13 protein-coding genes are annotated in these 16,613 nt (G+C 60.7%); 8 read left to right on the top strand and 5 right to left on the bottom strand.

All coding sequences use genetic code 11. The features are described 5' to 3' along the window. Positions 1-142 precede the first annotated feature (142 nt). From HNE_RS04075 to HNE_RS04065, 3 genes are all read left to right on the top strand, one after another. Positions 143-1,642 (top strand): amidase family protein, encoded by a 1,500-nt coding sequence (locus HNE_RS04075; RefSeq protein ID WP_011645844.1) that lies wholly within the window; start codon positions 143-145, stop codon positions 1,640-1,642. Positions 1,643-1,804: 162 nt separating this feature from the next. Beyond that, entirely contained in the window at positions 1,805-2,881 is a 1,077-nt protein-coding gene (locus tag HNE_RS04070) for an efflux RND transporter periplasmic adaptor subunit (RefSeq protein ID WP_035590083.1), read from the top strand. Further along, on the top strand, positions 2,878-6,117 hold the full coding sequence (locus HNE_RS04065; RefSeq protein ID WP_011645842.1) for an efflux RND transporter permease subunit: 3,240 nt from the start codon (positions 2,878-2,880) through the stop codon (positions 6,115-6,117). Before HNE_RS04070 ends, HNE_RS04065 begins: the two co-directional genes overlap by 4 nt. Positions 6,118-6,122: 5 nt before the next feature. Here the strand turns inward: HNE_RS04065 and HNE_RS04060 are convergent, their stop codons facing one another. Both HNE_RS04060 and HNE_RS04055 read right to left on the bottom strand, forming a co-directional pair. Then, a complete protein-coding gene (locus HNE_RS04060; RefSeq protein ID WP_011645841.1) occupies positions 6,123-6,401 on the bottom strand; it encodes a hypothetical protein in 279 nt (92 codons plus the stop codon). A 71-nt stretch (positions 6,402-6,472) separates the two neighbouring features. Then, positions 6,473-6,898, bottom strand: a complete 426-nt coding sequence (locus tag HNE_RS04055) for a hypothetical protein (RefSeq protein ID WP_011645840.1) — start codon at positions 6,896-6,898, stop codon at positions 6,473-6,475. Between the two features lie 187 nt (positions 6,899-7,085). On the opposite strand from HNE_RS04055, the gene HNE_RS04050 reads away from it, so the two are divergent. Continuing rightward, positions 7,086-8,066 (top strand): Gfo/Idh/MocA family protein, encoded by a 981-nt coding sequence (locus HNE_RS04050; RefSeq protein WP_011645839.1) that lies wholly within the window; start codon positions 7,086-7,088, stop codon positions 8,064-8,066. A gap of 6 nt (positions 8,067-8,072) precedes the next feature. Here HNE_RS04050 and HNE_RS04045 read toward each other — a convergent pair whose 3' ends face one another. Next, positions 8,073-9,818: a DUF4332 domain-containing protein gene (locus tag HNE_RS04045; RefSeq protein ID WP_035590084.1), complete on the bottom strand. Its 1,746-nt coding sequence runs from the start codon at positions 9,816-9,818 to the stop codon at positions 8,073-8,075. 261 nt (positions 9,819-10,079) lie between these two features. Between HNE_RS04045 and HNE_RS04040 the strand changes: the two genes are divergently transcribed. Then, entirely contained in the window at positions 10,080-11,444 is a 1,365-nt protein-coding gene (locus tag HNE_RS04040; RefSeq protein WP_011645837.1) for a tryptophanase, read from the top strand. Positions 11,445-11,500: 56 nt separating this feature from the next. Here HNE_RS04040 and HNE_RS04035 read toward each other — a convergent pair whose 3' ends face one another. Then, entirely contained in the window at positions 11,501-12,841 is a 1,341-nt protein-coding gene (locus HNE_RS04035; RefSeq protein ID WP_011645836.1) for an acyl-CoA dehydrogenase family protein, read from the bottom strand. Positions 12,842-13,098: 257 nt separating this feature from the next. Between HNE_RS04035 and HNE_RS04030 the strand changes: the two genes are divergently transcribed. Further along, a complete protein-coding gene (locus tag HNE_RS04030; RefSeq protein WP_049755022.1) occupies positions 13,099-13,392 on the top strand; it encodes a CC_3452 family protein in 294 nt (97 codons plus the stop codon). Positions 13,393-13,539: 147 nt separating this feature from the next. Here HNE_RS04030 and HNE_RS04025 read toward each other — a convergent pair whose 3' ends face one another. Further along, positions 13,540-14,004 (bottom strand): hypothetical protein, encoded by a 465-nt coding sequence (locus HNE_RS04025; RefSeq protein WP_011645834.1) that lies wholly within the window; start codon positions 14,002-14,004, stop codon positions 13,540-13,542. A gap of 496 nt (positions 14,005-14,500) precedes the next feature. On the opposite strand from HNE_RS04025, the gene kdsA reads away from it, so the two are divergent. After that, complete coding sequence (gene kdsA, locus HNE_RS04020) at positions 14,501-15,352, top strand: 3-deoxy-8-phosphooctulonate synthase (RefSeq protein ID WP_011645833.1); 852 nt, start codon at positions 14,501-14,503, stop codon at positions 15,350-15,352. Positions 15,353-15,370: 18 nt separating this feature from the next. Next, a complete protein-coding gene (locus HNE_RS04015; RefSeq protein WP_011645832.1) occupies positions 15,371-16,414 on the top strand; it encodes a glycosyltransferase family 2 protein in 1,044 nt (347 codons plus the stop codon). Positions 16,415-16,613: the final 199 nt, after the last annotated feature.

Genomic DNA, 16,613 nt, shown 5'->3' with positions numbered 1-16,613 from the left:
GGGCGGGGCTTTCTGTCGTTTAGACCGAGGCGCCCTGTCTGTGCCAGCACCGGTTTCACCCGAGACTTGCGCGCGAGCCCCTTGCCCGCCACGATACGTACTTCATCGGCCTTGAAAGGCCTGAGTTCGGAGAGCTTCGTTGATGACCAGACTGACACGCCGTGCCGCCCTTGCCGGGGGCGCCGCCACCGTTGCCCTCGCCGCCTGCAACCCCAGGGCTTCGGACACTGAACCGGCGGCAGACAGCGCGGTTGCGCCCGCAGGATTCCGGGACGGGGTTGCCATAGCGGCAGCAATTGAAGCGGGGGAAACCACGGCGCTGGCCGAAGTGGAGGCAGCCATCGCGCGCGCCAGAGCCGTAGAAGAGGCGATCAACGGTATTGTCACCGAGACCTTCGAGCTGGCACGGTCGGATGCGAGCGGTGTGCTCTCCGGCCCGTTTGCCGGCGTGCCGAGCTTCATCAAGGATCTGATCGACTGGCGCGGCGCGCCGACACTCAAGGGCAGCCGCGGGCTGCCGAAACAACTGGCCACTGCGGACAATCCCTTTGCCGCCAAATGGCGGGGTGCCGGCATTGTGTCGCTCGGAAAATCGGCCACGCCGGAAGCCGGGCTCATCTCTTCTACCGAACCTCTCTCCAATGGACCAACCCGCAACCCCTGGGATCTGAGCCGCATACCTGGCGGTTCTTCGGGCGGCGCGGCGGCATTGGTGGCGGCCCGCGTGGTGGCGTTTGCGCATGCCAGCGACGGGGGCGGATCAATCCGTATACCGGCATCGACCTGCGGGGTGTTTGGCATGAAGCCGTCTCGCGACCGGCTGCCTTACAGCGAACCGGGCGCAATACCCCCGCCATTGCAAATCTCGGTGAACCATGCCGTGACCCTCAGTGTGCGCGATTCCATTGCGCTGTTTCGCGCGGCAGAAGCGCTCGATGGCACCTATCCGGCGCTGGGGGAAATTCAGCCCCTGACACGGCGGTTGCGGATCGGCTTTGCGCCCGAACCGATTGGCGGGACGGAGCTTCATCCCGATACGCGCGCCGCGCTTGAAGACGTGGCGCAGCTCTGCCGTGACCTTGGCCATACGGTGATCGATTACACCATTCCGATGGACGGGCCGAAGTTCACGGATGCCTTCATTACCTATTGGGCTGCGGGCGCAGCGGATTTCGCGCGTCAGGTGAGTGAAGCGTCGGGCAAGCCGATTGGTCCCGACATCGTGGAGCCCTGGACGCTGGGACTGGCAAACCTGGCGGCCTCGCGCCTGACCGACCTGCCCGGCATCGTGGGATACCTGCTTGGCTTCGAGGAAGAGTATCACAGCTTCTTCAACGATCTGGACATCCTGCTGACGCCCGTAACGGGCAGTCCGGCGGTTCCGGTTGGCGAACAGGCCCCGGACGGCGATTTCGACGCGGTAATGGACAGCGTGCTGAAGTTTGTTGCCTACACCTCGCCGATGAACGTGGCGGGCGCCGCGTCCATGAGCGTGCCTCTGGCCTGGTCACCTGCGGGCCTGCCGATCGGGGCGATGTTCTCCGGCCGTCGGGGAGATGACGCCCTAATGTTCGAGCTGGCACTCGAACTGGAAGCCGCCCGCCCCTGGGCGGATCGAAAGCCTCCGCTGTCTGCCCTGTAATATTCGCAAGAATTAATCAGTCAGATCAAGCAATTAACCAAAGTGTTCCCGTCCTTTGCAGGCTGGAAACGCCTCGTGTGCTAGAAATCTTTTAGCACGAACCCTGACTCTTGCGTCAGGATGCCCTATTTTACGACCGTCCTCCCAGGAAAGATCTCTCCCGTGAACCGTTCCGTCCTGATCGCAGCCATTATTCTGGCGGTTATTCTCGCCTACTTCGGAGTCCGCAGCGTGATGCGCGGAAGTATCAGCACGGAACAGTCCGTCGCTGAAGCGTCTACCAGGTCGGAAACGCCGCAGGCGCTGGTTGTTGAGGCGCAAAGCCAGCTTCATACCATCCGTGTCGCCGCCAAAGGACGTACCGCGCCTGACAAATCCGTGACACTGAAATCTGGTACGTCCGGCACCGTTGTCTCCACACCGGTCCGTGAAGGAACATTCGTGAAAGCCGGAACCCTGCTTTGCGGCCTTGATGTCGAAGCGCGCAGCGCGCGCGTTCAGGAAGCCGAAGCTGGCCGCGACTCGGCAAGGGTGGATTATGAAGCTGCGGTCAAACTCGCGGAAAAGGGGCTGACACCGGCCAACCGGGAAGCATCGGCCAAGGCCACGCTGGACGCGGCTGAAGCGGCCGTGAACGCCGCAAAGGTGGAACTGGGCCGCACACAAATCCGCGCGCCGTTCGCCGGCGTGTTTGAGCGCCGGATGGCCGAGGCAGGCGATTACCTTTCGCCAGGCGGCGCCTGTGGCTTGCTGGTGGATCTTGATCCCGTGATCGTGGCCGCTGAAGTGACCGAAGCGCAGGCGGGCCTTCTCCAGAAGGACATGGCCGCTGACGTGCTGCTGGCTGACGGGCGGACGTTTCCGGCAAAACTGCGGTTCGTGGCGCGCACGGCAAACGAACAGACGCGTACTTTCCTGATTGAAGCGGAACTTGAAACCGGTGACGCCATCGTGGCCGCCGGCATCACCGCCTCGATGACCCTTCCTGCCGGCGATGTGCAGGCCACCCTGATCAAGCCGTCGCTCCTGACACTGTCCGATGGCGGCCAGCTTGGCGTGCGCCATGTCGTGGATGACAATGTCGTCGCGTTCGCGCCGGTTCAGGTGATTGACGAAACACCGCAAGGCGCCTGGGTAACCGGCCTGCCCGAGCGCGTCCTCCTCATTTCAATGGGCCAGGATTATCTCAATGACGGCGTGACCATCAAACCGGTTCCGGCCGAGGGAGCCCGTCCATGACAGGCGTCGTCGATTGGGCAATCGGCCGGACCCGGATGATCCTGACCATCCTGGTTTGTGTGCTGTTTGCAGGCACGATCACCTATATCAACATGCCCAAGGAAGCGGACCCGGATATTCCGATCCCCTTCGTGGCCATCACCGTTCCTCTGGCTGGCGTGACACCGGAAGATTCCGAACGCCTTCTGGTCCGCCCGATCGAGCAGGAAATCCAGTCCCTTGAAGGGCTGAAAACCTTCAATTCCTATGGCACCGAGGGCGCGGCCCAACTGGTTCTCGAATTCGAGATCGATGCCGACATTGATCAGGCCGTTCTGGACGTCAAAGACAAGGTGGATATGGCCAAGCGCTATTTCCCCGAGGACGCGCGCGAACCGATTGTTACCGAATTCAACGCTTCCCAGTTTCCCGTGCTGGTCGTCAACCTCTATGGCGAAGCGCCCGAACGCGGCATGGCGCGAATTGCCGAAGATCTGAAAGACCGGCTGGAAAGCGATGGCAATGTTCTGGAAGTCCGCGTGCTGGGCAAGCGCGAAGAGCTGCTGGAAATCGTCGTCGATCCGGTAAAGCTGGAGACTTACAATATCTCCTATCAGGAGATCATGTCGGTCGTCTCGGCCAACAACCGGCTGGTCGCGGCGGGCTCCATCGAGACGGGCCAGGGCAGCTTTGCTGTCAAGGTTCCGGGCATTATCCGCACGGCCGGGGACGCGCTGGCGCTTCCGGTGAAGCAGACAGACAACGCCGTTATCACGCTGGGCGACGTGGCAGACGTGCGCCGCACCTTCAAAGACCCAACGGGCTATGCGACCTTCAATGGGGAGCGCTCGCTTCTGATCGAAGTCGTCAAACGCAGCGGCGCGAATATTCTCGATACAGCGAACAATGTTCGGGAGGCCATCGCCATTGAACAGGAAAGCTGGCCGCCAACCGTTGAAGCAGTTGTTACGTCCGATACTTCGGAAATGATCGGCACGCAGCTGGGACAGCTGCAAAGCTCGATCATGACCGCCGTGCTGCTCGTGATGATCATTGTTGTCGCCGCGCTCGGGGTCCGGTCTGCGGCGCTGGTCGGGATTTCCATACCGGCAACCTTCCTGATGGCGTTCCTTCTGCTCGGCGCGTTTGGTTTCACCATCAACATGATGGTGATGTTCGGCCTGGTGATCGCGGTCGGCATGCTGGTCGATGGCGGCATCATTGTTACCGAATATGCTGACCGCAAGATGGCTGAAGGGCTGGACCGGCGCCAGGCCTATGCCATGGCGGGAAAGCGCATGTTCTGGCCGGTTGTCAGTTCGGCACTGACCACACTGGCCGCATTCGTTCCGTTTCTTTTCTGGAACTCCATGCCCGGCAAGTTCATGGCGTATCTGCCGATCACGCTGATCTTTGTTCTGACCGCATCCCTGATCTCTGCACTGATTTTTCTGCCCGTTATGGGCGCTACTTTTGGCGCGCGTCCCGGCGGCACAGATGAGGATCTCGCCGCGCTTGCCGCAGACGCCGACCCCCGCAAGGCAAAAGGCTGGCTGGGCGCTTATGTCGGCATCGTTGGCGCAACCATTCGCCGCCCGTTGATCACGACGGCGGTCGCATTTGGCAGTGTTGTGCTGATTTTCATGTGGTTTGGATCCGAGCAGCACAAATCCGAACTCTTCCTCGATATCGAGCCGGAACAGGCTTATGTTTTCGTGCAGGCCCAAGGGGCGCTGTCTGCCAGTGAACAGGCAGACCTGGTCAAGCGCGCTGAAGCCGCGATCGCCGACCTTGATGGCATCACGGCCCTGTCGACGCGTTCCGGAGTGTCCGGCAATGGCGGGATGATGGATGCCTCGGGCGGCATGCCCGCCGACACGATCGGCCAGATCCTCATGGACCTGAAAACAACTGCGGACGGCCCCTACAATGGCCGCGAAACGCTTGAGGTCGTGCGTGAGCGTCTGTCGAACGTGCCCGCGCTGCGCTTCCAGATCAGTGCACGGGAACAGGGCCCGCCCGGCGGCAAGGATATTCAGGTTGCGCTTCTGGGACTTGGCAATGATGAGCTTTATCAGTCGGCGGACATGATCCGCGGATGGCTGGAAGCGCGCGATGATGTGCGGGAGATCGACGATTCCCGTCCATTGCCCGGCGTGGAATATCAATTGACGGTCGACCGCGCGGAAGCCGGCAAGTTCGGGGTGGATGTTGCGCAGGTTGGCGCAGCGGTGCAGCTGGTGACCAACGGTATTCTGGTGGGCCGCTACCGTCCGGATGATTCCAATGACGAACTCGACATCCGGGTACGCTTTCCGGAGGATGACCGGTCAGCGTCAGCTCTGGACAGCCTGCGGATCACGACGCCTCAAGGCAATGTTCCGCTGTCCTTGTTTGTCGACCGGGAAGCGGCGCCGCGCGTCAGCACGATCGAACGCCGGGATGGCAAGCGGGTGATCGCGGTACGCGCCAATGCTCAGGAACAGGGCGCAGGCGCGGCAATCGTTGCAGAACTGAAAGAGTGGATTGACGCTCAGGACATGCCTGCGGGTGTGGAAGTGCGCTTTGAAGGCGCCGATGAAGACACCGCCGATGCAGCCGCCTTCTTTGGCGGCGCGGCGGCTGCGGCACTCTTCATGATGGCCGTGATCCTGCTCTGGCAGTACAATAATTTCTGGCAGGTGATCCTGACTCTGACCGCAGTCATTATTTCGACCGCCGGCGTTCTGGTCGGTATCAATCTTGTCCTCCCCTATGTCAGTATCCTGATGATCGGAACGGGAATCGTGGCGCTCGCGGGTATTGTCGTGAACAACAATATCGTGCTGATCGACACTTATAACCGTCTTCTTTCGGATGGCCGCGCGCCCGAAGAGGCCGCGCTGGCAACAGCCGCTCAGCGTATCCGGCCTATTCTGCTGACCACGGGAACGACCGTCTGCGGTCTGCTTCCGATGGTGCTTCAGATGACGGTGGTGTTCTCGGACGGGGCGATCAATTTTGGCGGGGCAACGGCCGAATGGTGGGTTCAGCTCGCCACCGCAGTTGTCTTCGGTCTTGGCTTCTCGACCATCATGATCCTGCTCGTCACCCCGACCTGGCTGCTGGTGCCTTACCGCATGAAACGCCGCGCCAAAAAGCTGCTGGCCTGGTTGCGTTCGCGCCGGGACGGGGGCTCGCGCACACCGCCGCCAAGCGGACTGGCCGCAAATGAAGACCGCAAGTCACCCAGCGAAGTCCTTCCCGCCGCAGAGTAATCCGTTCAGTCTGCCGGGCGGATACGATAGACGACGGTTGCGGTCATGACGGCGCCCTTTGAGCCGTCTGCCGAGCCGCTGGTGAACAGGATTGTACGGGTCTTGCGGTCAATGCGAGGCTTGTAGACCAGCGCCTCTGGCGTGTCCGCCGTCGCCGAAAGGTCGAGTGTTACCGATACGAGATCGAGCGCGTCTGGCGCACATTGGATCTCGGCATCGGCCCGGATCGCCTGCATCAGGCGGACAGCGATGGCTTCATCCGCGCGAAGGGTCTCAGTAGTCATGATCGATTGCCCTTGTCAGTCCTGACGGGGCTTTAGCGGGCTGCGCCGGAAATGAAAAGGCTGGCCTTACGTCAGGCTGCGCGGGCTGCGGCAGCGGCGCTGGTCTCGGCATCATGGGCAATCAGCGCGCCAAGCTGGCCAAGCCCTTCGATCCCGTACATGTCCTGCATCCAGCTGCCGATGGTTGGCAGAAGGCGGCTGGCAGCCGCGTGATCAAGGCCGGCATTGCGCAGGGATGCGAACATATGCTCGACCACACGGCGGCGGCCGCCGGGCGTGAGCTCGATAAGGCGGGCGATTTCGCCCGTCGGAGCGCCCGTTTCGGAACCAGACCGCGCAGCGAGCGCGCGCGTGCCAGGAAGGGTACGGAACACAGCCGCAGCGAGCGGGGCGCCCTGCCGGTCTGCGCCATTCAGGAGAATGCCCAGCGCCTGTCTGGCGAGGGGTTCCGCGAGGCCGTTGGCTTTAGCGATGTGCGCTATCAGATCATTCATCATGGGCAAAGGCACTCCTAGGGTCCAACGGCCTCGTGGAAGCCCCACTAAGCGCAGGTGTGGTTTCTGATTTCTGAATCAGGTGAATCTTTTTGGGTCACTCCTCAAGAAAGACGTTAAGCGGCGTTAGGCCGGGGTAAACAAAGCGCGTCGGTTTGTTTACCTGTTACCCGACATGGAGGGCTCTGGCATGATCAGGATTGGCATTCTGGGGGCAGCGAAAATCGCGCCCAAGGCCTTGATCCCACAGGTGAAACGCCGGGCGGATTGCACCATTCTGGCGGTGGCGGCGCGCGATGCCATCAAGGCCCGCGCCTATGCCGATGCCCACGGCATTCCGGAAGTTGTGGAAAGCTATGAAGCGTTGATCGCGCGGCCAGATATTGACCTCATCTACAACGCCCTGCCCCCGAACCGGCACGCAGACCTTTCCATCGCGGCGCTGAAAGCGGGCAAACACGTGCTGTGTGAAAAGCCGTTTGCGATGAATGCCGGGGAAGCGCGCGCCATGGCGGACGCGGCCCAGCGCAGTGGCAGGCATCTGATCGAGGCATTTCACTATCGGTTTCATCCGATGTTCGAGGACATTCTGGAGAAGGTGCGCAGCGGGGCCATTGGCAAGCTGTGTGCGATGAAGGCGGAGTTTTCGGTGCGGATTCCCTATTCGCCCGAGGAGCTGCGCCACCGGCCGGACCTGGGCGGGGGCGCGCTGATGGATCTCGGCTGCTATCCCCTCCACTGGCTGCGCACGATTGCCGGCAGTGAGCCACGCCTTGTCTCAGCTCGCATGGAAGAAGGCACGCCGGGCGTGGACCTTGTGACGGAGGCGGTGCTGGAATTTCCAGGCGGCATTCCAGCACGCCTGCGCACCAGCATGAAGCCGGGCCAGCCATACAAGGCGCTGATCGCCCTGAAAGGCAGCGACGCCATACTGCGCGCGGTGAACCCGATCCATCCGACTTTCGGCAATTCGATCTCCTTCCAGCGTGGCAGGAAGGTCACTCGTTATACCGTGGACGGAGAGACGACCTATGATTACCAGCTGGCGCATGTGATCGATGTGATCACCGGACGCGCCGCGCCCCTCACAGGCGGCACGGATGCTGTGGCCAATATGACGATGATTGATGCGATCTATGAGGCGGGCGGCCTGAAACCTCGCGGAACGTAATCTTGATCAGGCGGTTTCCTGCGCCAGTTCGATCCACTCTTCCACTTCATCTTCCTCCAGCGTCTCGCCGGGCCGCAGGACGCGGGAACCCGCCGATGTCTGCAGGAATTCCATGGCGAGTTCGAACACGGTCGCGGCCGAAGCGCTGGCCAGATCCTCGCGCGAGGAAATGCCCGCGCCCACCAGCAGCTGGGCATCATGGACCCGAAGGCCAGGCACTTCGATCATCAGGGTTGCCTGCATCTGCCAGGTTTCGACAGCGTCTACCGTAATGTGGCGTACACCGAGAAGCTCAGCGGTTTCATCGGGATCGCATATGATCAGATCGCCGACTGTTTCGATACCGGCCCTGGCAAGATGGGCCGCTGTTTTCGGGCCGATGGACGGGGCATCGACGACGGGGGATTCAAAGGTCAGGCCCGCGCTCCGGCGAGGGGGCGTTGCGGGCGCGACAATGGCGGGAGGCGCATCGTCTTCATCATCGGACTCGTCGTCCTCATCAGCTGCTCCCTCATATTCCTCTTCCGTTTCGTCCTCTTCCTCAAACGCGTCTTCCGCTTGGATCACATCTTCGGCTTCGTCGAGGTACGCGTCATCTTCCTCGTCTTCGGCGTCATCGTCTTCTGCGGCGTATTCGTCTTCCTCGTCCTCGTAAGCCTCCTCCGCGTCTGCTTCGATGGCTTCGGATTCTTCGGCCTCAACTGCTTCGACTTCTTCTTCGAGACCGTCTTCTTCTTCGATCAGATCGTCTTCGGAAAGCTCGAGAGTTTCTTCAGGGATGCCCGGCCAGGAATCCCGCAATGTTCCGATCGGACCGGCGGGCTCGGCATTCAGCTCTTTCAGGGAAATCCGGCGCACTTCTTTCGCGTGCATTTCACGGATCAGCTTGTCATCTTCCGGCAGGGTACGGATGACCTTTCCGGTCTTTTGATATTCCTTGTACATCTTCTCGACCTGGCGACGGTCGCCCATGTCTTCGAGTTTTGCCGTGATCCAGCGCAGGGGGATGTCCAGTGTTTCGATATAGCCCTGCAGCGTCAGGTTCACCTTGGGCGGAGAGACAGCCGCCTCCTCAATGGCCCGCATCATGATCGCGGCAAAACCGGCGGTGGCGTAAGAGACCAGTTCGACAATGGCCGTGCGCATGGTTTCATCAAGGCCGGACGGCGGGTCGGCAACGCCAGCCTCCAGGTCATAATGGCCGATGAACACATCATAATAGGCATGGGACCGCAGCGCGCCCTCGCGCACCATGTCGGAGACAAAGCCCATCCCTTCGGGAATTTCAACGTCCGGATAGCCCTGCTCGGCAATGCGGGCGTCGATCTCCGGGCGGGACCTGGCGATGCTCCACTCCACCGCGCGGTGGATGACGCCTTCGGCTTCCGTCTGGCCAGTGTGGAAGGGCTGGATCGGGTCTGCATAGTAATGGCTGAGAACGCCGAGCGCCCAGGCCGCATCGCTCCAGCGCTTGCGGCGGAGGAGGTCGACCGCGATGGCATACCATTCGGCCGCTTTCGCGCGCGCGCCGCCCCATTCGCCCTCGCCCACATGGAGGACATGGTTCTTGAAGTCCTTGAAGGTGTCGTCTGGCGCCTTGGCACCTTTCAGGAGATGCTCATGATGCACCAGCATCAGCGATTTCCAGCCCTCGGCCTCGTCTCCCTCAAGCAGGGAGAGCGCATCAAATGCAATGAAATGATGGGTGGAGCGGCAGCGATGCGCGCGGATAACGCGTTCAAGCAGGGTCATGGTCTCATCCTGAGAGCAAATCAGACCGATAGTCGTGCCCCGAAATGGTGAACGTGCTGTTAACCTTATTTCACCTTTGGCACTTTGCAGGCCGCCCTGGCCCATGATAAATGCCGCCCATCGCAACAGGCGCTGAGCGCGGCCGTCTTCCGGATTTCCAGCGAGGATTCCGGAGGGGCAACCGCAGCGCAGAGGTTCCTGTGCGCGGGGCATGCCATCAAGGCCCCACTCCCAGGACCGTTTCAGCCGGGAGTGAGCCCTATGAAGACCATTATCGAACCTTTCCGCATCAAATCGGTTGAGCCGATCCGCATGACAACCCGAGAGGAACGCGCGCGCCTGTTGGAGGCGGCGGGCTTTAACCTGTTCAAGCTGCATTCGGATGATGTGATCATCGATTTGCTGACGGACAGTGGCACCTCGGCCATGAGCGCGGCCCAGTGGGGCGCTGTGATGACGGGAGACGAAAGCTATGCCGGGGCGCCCAGCTTCTACCGCTTCGAGGCGGCGGTGAAAGACCTGATGGATTTCACCCACATCATCCCCGCTCACCAGGGCCGGGCGGCCGAACACCTGCTCTTTAGCCTGATCGCCAAAACAGGCGACCTCATCCCCTCCAATACCCATTTCGATACAACGCGCGGGAATATCGAAGCGATGGGCGCAGAGGCGCTTGACCTGCCGATTGCGGAGGGCCGCGTGCCTTCGCTCGACCATCCGTTCAAGGGCAATATGGATCTCGCCGCGCTGGAGCGTGTGCTGACCGAAGAGGGCGGCCGCATTCCGGCCGTGATGATGACCATCACCAACAATGCCGGGGGCGGGCAGCCTGTCAGCCTCGAAAACATCCGCGGCGCGGCCAGGCTCGCCAAAGCCCATGGCAAGGCGTTCTATATTGACGGCTGCCGCTTTGCCGAGAATGCCTGGTTCATCAAGCTGCGCGAGGAGGGTCAGAAGGACCGCTCAATCAAGGAGATTGTGCGCGAGACGTTTGCCCTGGCCGATGGCATGACGATGAGCGCCAAGAAGGACGCCTTCGCCAATATCGGCGGCTGGCTGGCGCTGAACAATGACGCGCTCGCCGAGCGCGCCCGCACGCTGCTGATCCAGACTGAAGGCTTCCCCACTTATGGCGGCCTGGCGGGGCGCGATCTGGACGCCATTGCCCAGGGCCTGAAGGAAATCATTGATGAGGACTATCTGCGCTACCGGGTACGGACGAACGCTTACATCGCCGAACGGCTGGACGCGATGGGCGTGCCGGTCGTGAAACCAGCGGGCGGCCACGCCGTGTTCATCGACGCACGCGCTTTCCTCCCGCATATTCCGCCGCTGGAGTATCCTGGCCAGGCGCTGACCTGCGCGATGTATGAAACCGGCGGCATCCGGGCCTGCGAGATCGGCACCGTCATGTTCGGCCGCAAGCCCGATGGTACCGAAGCGCCCGGCGCCATGGACCTCGTGCGCCTCGCCATGCCCCGCCGCGTCTACACGCAGAGCCATGCGGACTATGTAGTGGAAGTGCTTGAAGACGTTGCCGCGACGAAGGACACGCTCAAAGGCCTGCGCATTGTGAAAGAGCCCCCGATGATGCGCCACTTCACGGCGGCGTTTGAGCGGCTTTAAAGAAAGCCGGGCTGGAAAAGCCCGGCTTTCTTCATATCGAGCTTGAAGTTCCAGATCTACCGAACCGCAAAATCCGTCGGCTCTGTGCTCTTGCCCTTTGCGTCGGTTTCGCCTTTGGGCTGGCCGTGCTTGTTCGGGCCCATGAAGCCGAACATGTGGCCGGCCACTTTGCGGATCTGGATCTCTTCGGAACCTTCGGTGATCCGGTAACGGCGGTGGTGACGGTATATGTGCTCGAAAGGCTTGTGGCGCGAATAGCCAATGCCGCCATGCACCTGCATCGCCCGGTCGGCTGCTTCGCAGACAAGACGGTTGGCGTAATAGTTACACATCGACACCTTGTCGGAGAGCTTGATCGCCACTTCCGGCTTGGACATCTGGTCCATTTCCCAAGCGGTCTTGAAGATCAGAAGGCGGAGCATTTCAGCCTGTGTCGCCAGCTCTACCAGCGGGAACTGGATGGCCTGGTTGGTGGCCAGCGGCTTGCCGAAGGGCTTGCGCTCGAGCGCATACTTCACGCTCTCATTGATGCAGTAGAGCGCCGCGCCGCAGGAGGAAGCGGCCTGACGGATACGGTTTTCGTGAACGAAATGCTGGGCGAGCGCCAGGCCGCCTTCGGGCGGGCCGAACACGGCGTCTTCGGGCACCCACACATCCTTGATGGTGAGGCGCGGGTGGTCCGTCGGCATGTTGAAGGTCCACATATACTCTTCAATGATCACGCCAGGGTCGCGCGCCGGGATGATCAGGCAGGTGATGCCCTTCGCGTCGCCATCTTTCCCGCTGGTGCGGCAGAACAGCATGATGTGGGTGGCCACATGCATGCCGGTGATCCACATTTTCTCGCCATTGATCAGCCAGCCATCCTTGCCGTCTTTCTTGTGGCGCACGGCGCGGGTTTCCATATGCGTCGCGTCAGAGCCGTGATGGGGCTCGGTCAGGCCGAAGCAGGCGATGAACTTGCCTTCCAGCGCCGCCGTGGCGAGGTGTTTCTGATCTGGCCGCGCAAAGTCGCGCAGCATCAGGATCTGCGGGAAGTTACCCACGATCGAGTGCTCATTCTGCAGGTCGTTGTGCAGGCCAAGGCCCTGGCGGGCGAAATGTTCGCGGATGATGGCCATGCCGAGATTGGTGCCATCCTGGCCGCCAAATTCCTTGGGGAGAGCATAGCGAAGGTGGCCCGCCTTGTCGGCGCGCTTCTTGGCTTCGCGCAGCAGCGCTTCCCATTCCGGGCGAGGCAGGCCCTCATTTTCAAAGTCAGTCCGCGCCCATTCCCGGCGATGATCGAAGAAGCGCTCATTGTCGTCTTGTGCCTGAAGTGGCTTGATTTCGTCTTCGATGAATTTATCGAGCACGACCAGATAGTCGGCGATGTCCTGTGGGATGTTGAAATCCATGGGTGGTTTCCTCGTTTCCTGCGGCGGTTCCCGATCACCTTAACCCTGCCTGCCGCATCGGCAATTTGTGCCGCCGGGGCAATGACGCAGGGAGAATGTGCTGCGGCGCAGCAAACGGAACGAATAGTTCTCCAAAATCTTGAATTCAGCGGTCTGAACACTTGACGAAATGTTCAGCGTTCGATAGCCTAAAAATAAGGCAACAAAGCCTCACCGAAAAAAATTGCAGCATCAACCCCGAACAAAGGCAGCCTCCCATGCTCCGTTCCGCCATCGCCGCTCTGGCTCTCGCAGGCTTCGCCCTGCCTGCTTTCGCCAGCTACACCTTCGAAACCGCAGAGCCTGTCTCTGAAAAGCGCGTCATCGCTGAAAGCGTTGTCTGGTCCTGCGACGGCACCGTCTGCACCGGCGACCTGAAGCGCAAGAACCCGACCGTTCGCGTTTGCAAAAAGATCGCCAAGGAAGTCGGCCAGGTCACTGCCCTGCGCAACGCCACGACAGAGCTGACCGCCGAAGAACTGGCTGAGTGCAACACCGCCGCAAAGAAATAAGGCTACCCCTCTCCAGGCCTTTCTTCAGAGCCGCCGCGATACATACGCGGCGGCTTTTTTTGTCTGATCTCACCGCCCTCAGATCCCGGTCCTCCCCTCAACCCGCCTGCGCAAGGCCGGGGGCCCGAACGGAACCGCGACGCGGCCTCAGCCGCGCGCCCTGCCCGGTTCAATCCCGGCAGCCTCAAGGTCCTTCAGAATACTCCGGAGAAGGGCATGAGCGTCCTCGTTTTCATCGGGGAGGACGATCGCCAGGGCAACGGAGAGTTTGCTCACCAGCCCGGGCCCGGTTGTTGCCGCCAGATCTGTCACCGCTTTGAGTTGCTCGCGATTGAAATCGTGAAGCGCTATAATCTGGTCATTCATGGCGTCAAACTCAGCGGCCTCAGGCAGAGATGCCCGTTGCGCCTCACTCAGATCGCACCAGTTGTGATCGCGAAAAAGATGCGTTTCCAGAGCCTGGCAGCGCATCGTCAGCTGTTCCTGCTCGCAGTGCCGGGCAAGCCATTCAGAACAGAGGGCTGAGGCAGCATCCGGCGCGATCTCGCCATTGTCAGGCAAGTCTATGCGCGCACCACCGAAGGCTGCCTGGCGTTTTGATTGACGGAACATGCTCTTCTTCCTGTGTATGAGTTGGAACTGACCCGATAGTCGAGGAAGATCTGCCGTCTGTACAATGTACTATAATATGTAAAATTCAGGATTGTCCGATGGACGCGCGCTGACGAGCCCGCCGCAATTTCCCGCCTCACGGCGATGTTAACTTCACATTTGCGCATTTCATGCCTAGCTTGATCCTGCACTGGATGGTCCAGGGCAAAAGCACGTGCATGCCGCACGCCTGAAAGGAGGTGATCCAATGTCGAGTGAGAAACCAGGTGAGGCCGTTGGGTCTGCATCCTACGGTGTCTGGCTGGAGCAGCCTCCAGCCCGCGCCTAGAGATGCAGGTTAGGCGCTGAAACACGCCACGACCTGACGGGCCCCACGGGGCTCACGGAAGCCGCCCTTCGACAGGGCGGCTTCTTTGTTTTCGGGGGTGAGGAAACTGGTTCGCGGACGCGATGAATTCCGCTAACTAGCCCCCTTAGGGCATTCCGGAGCGATATCATGGCAGCACTCACTCACACGCCGTCCGGCTGGACCATTGGCGGAAAGGGTCCGCTCGCCGTGATGGCAGGACTGAACGTTCTGGAAGATGAGGGACTGGCACTGGAAGTCGGAACTGAGTTGAAGCGCATCTGCGTCTCTCTTGGGCTGCCCTACGTGTTCAAGGCCAGTTTCGACAAGGCCAACCGCTCCTCTATCACATCCTATAGAGGGCCGGGTCTGGAAACGGGCCTGAAAATCCTCTCCTCGGTCAAGGCGAAGCTCGGGGTGCCGGTCGTCACAGATCTGCATGAACCCGCCCAGGCCGAACCGGTTGCCGCCGTTGCCGACATTATCCAGCTGCCGGCCTTTCTGGTTCGACAGACCGACCTCGTCATCGCCACCGCCAGGGCCGCTGCGAGAGAAAAAGCCCTGATCCAGGCCAAGAAGGCGCAGTTCATGGCGCCGTGGGACGCTAAGAATATCCTCACGAAGATCGCCGAAGTGGCACCGGAAACCGGCGTAATCATGTGCGAACGCGGCGTCAGCTTTGGCTACAACAATCTTGTGGTCGACATGCTGGCCATTCCCGAGATGAAAAAGCTTGGCTGTCCCGTAACGATCGATGCGACCCACGCCGTGCAGCTGCCCGGCGCCGATCCGAGGACCGCTGGCGCTTCCACGGGCGGCCGGAGGGACGGCGTGGCGATCATCGCAAAGTCAGCCATCGCCGCAGGCGCAGACGGCGTTTTTCTGGAATTCCATACCGATCCGGACAAAGCGCTGTGTGATGGTCCGAGCTGTCTGGCACTTTCCGGGGCTGAAGCGCTTCTTTCTACACTGAAATCCATTCACTCAGCCGCAAACGGTTGATTCCCACAGGCAGCGCGCATGAATCCACCCGAAATCTCTGTTATCATCATCAACTACAATGGTGGCGCCTTCCTTCAGGAGGCGGTCAATTCTCTTGGCCGTCAGACCTTCCAGGATTTCGAACTGATTGTTCTGGACAATGCGTCGGCGGATGGCTCTGCGGATATGTTGGACCTGTCGGGTGTGCCTGCGGGTCGGTTGATCCGCAGCGGCCAGAACCTTGGTTTCGCGGCTGGTAATAATCGGGCGGCCGAAGGCGCGCGCGGCAAATGGCTGGTGCTACTCAATCCCGATACAGTGGCAGAACCGGATTGGCTGGAAAAGCTGGAGGCGGCTACGAGAGCCAATCCTAGCTGCAAGACATTCGCGTCAGCGCAGCTGGACCTCAATGACGGCGCCTTGATGGACGGCGCAGGCGACGCCTATTTCTTTTTTGGCATACCTTGGCGCGGCGGCTTCGGCCGTCCTGCCAGCGAATTACCAAACACTGGCTGGTGTTTCAGCGCCTGCGGCGCATCTGCCATGTATGATTCAGAGCTGTTCCGTCAGATGGGCGGATTTGACGAGCGATTTTTCTGTTACTGTGAGGACGTGGATTTGGGCTTCCGGCTCCAACTCGCCGGCCATGACTGTCTTTTCGTCCATGACGCGGTTGTCCACCACGCCGGCAGCGGCATCACCGGCCGACAAAGCACATTTTCCACATATTACGGAACGCGCAACCGCCTCTGGACCTATTTCAAAAACATGCCGTTGCCGCTCATGCTATTGAGCCTTCCGGGGCATATTGTACTTACGCTGTATGTCCTTGCACGGAATTCCTTCACGCCTCGTTTTGTTCCAATGGTTCGGGGTATAGGCGACGGCCTATCGGGAAGCTGGCAAGCTTCCCGCCCTGGGAAATGGAAGCAGAGCGACCGCCATCTGGGCCTATGGCCCCTACTCCGTCGAATGGCGTGGAATCCCTGTCGACTAAGCTCGCGCAGGGCTCATGTGCGCCCCTGCGAACAGGAACAAGCCTTGCCGACACAACTTTTAAGCTTAGAGCCGCCCGCTAACTAAGCGCACATTTGGAGGAACGCCTCCAAGCCAAATGAATACCTATCGACGGGCAGCCGCCTTCTGATCAGAACCAATTCAACTGAGCCTATGAAGGCTAGAGGTTGAGGACATTCTTCTCAACGCCAAATATTTCCCTCGACCACATCTCTCCAAGCCACACTAATATCCACCTAAAGGAGAATGATTAAACCCGGCGCCT

The sequence above is a fragment of the Hyphomonas neptunium ATCC 15444 genome, from assembly GCF_000013025.1.
Classification (GTDB): domain Bacteria; phylum Pseudomonadota; class Alphaproteobacteria; order Caulobacterales; family Hyphomonadaceae; genus Hyphomonas; species Hyphomonas neptunia.
This window is presented reverse-complemented; position numbering and strand designations above follow the sequence as displayed.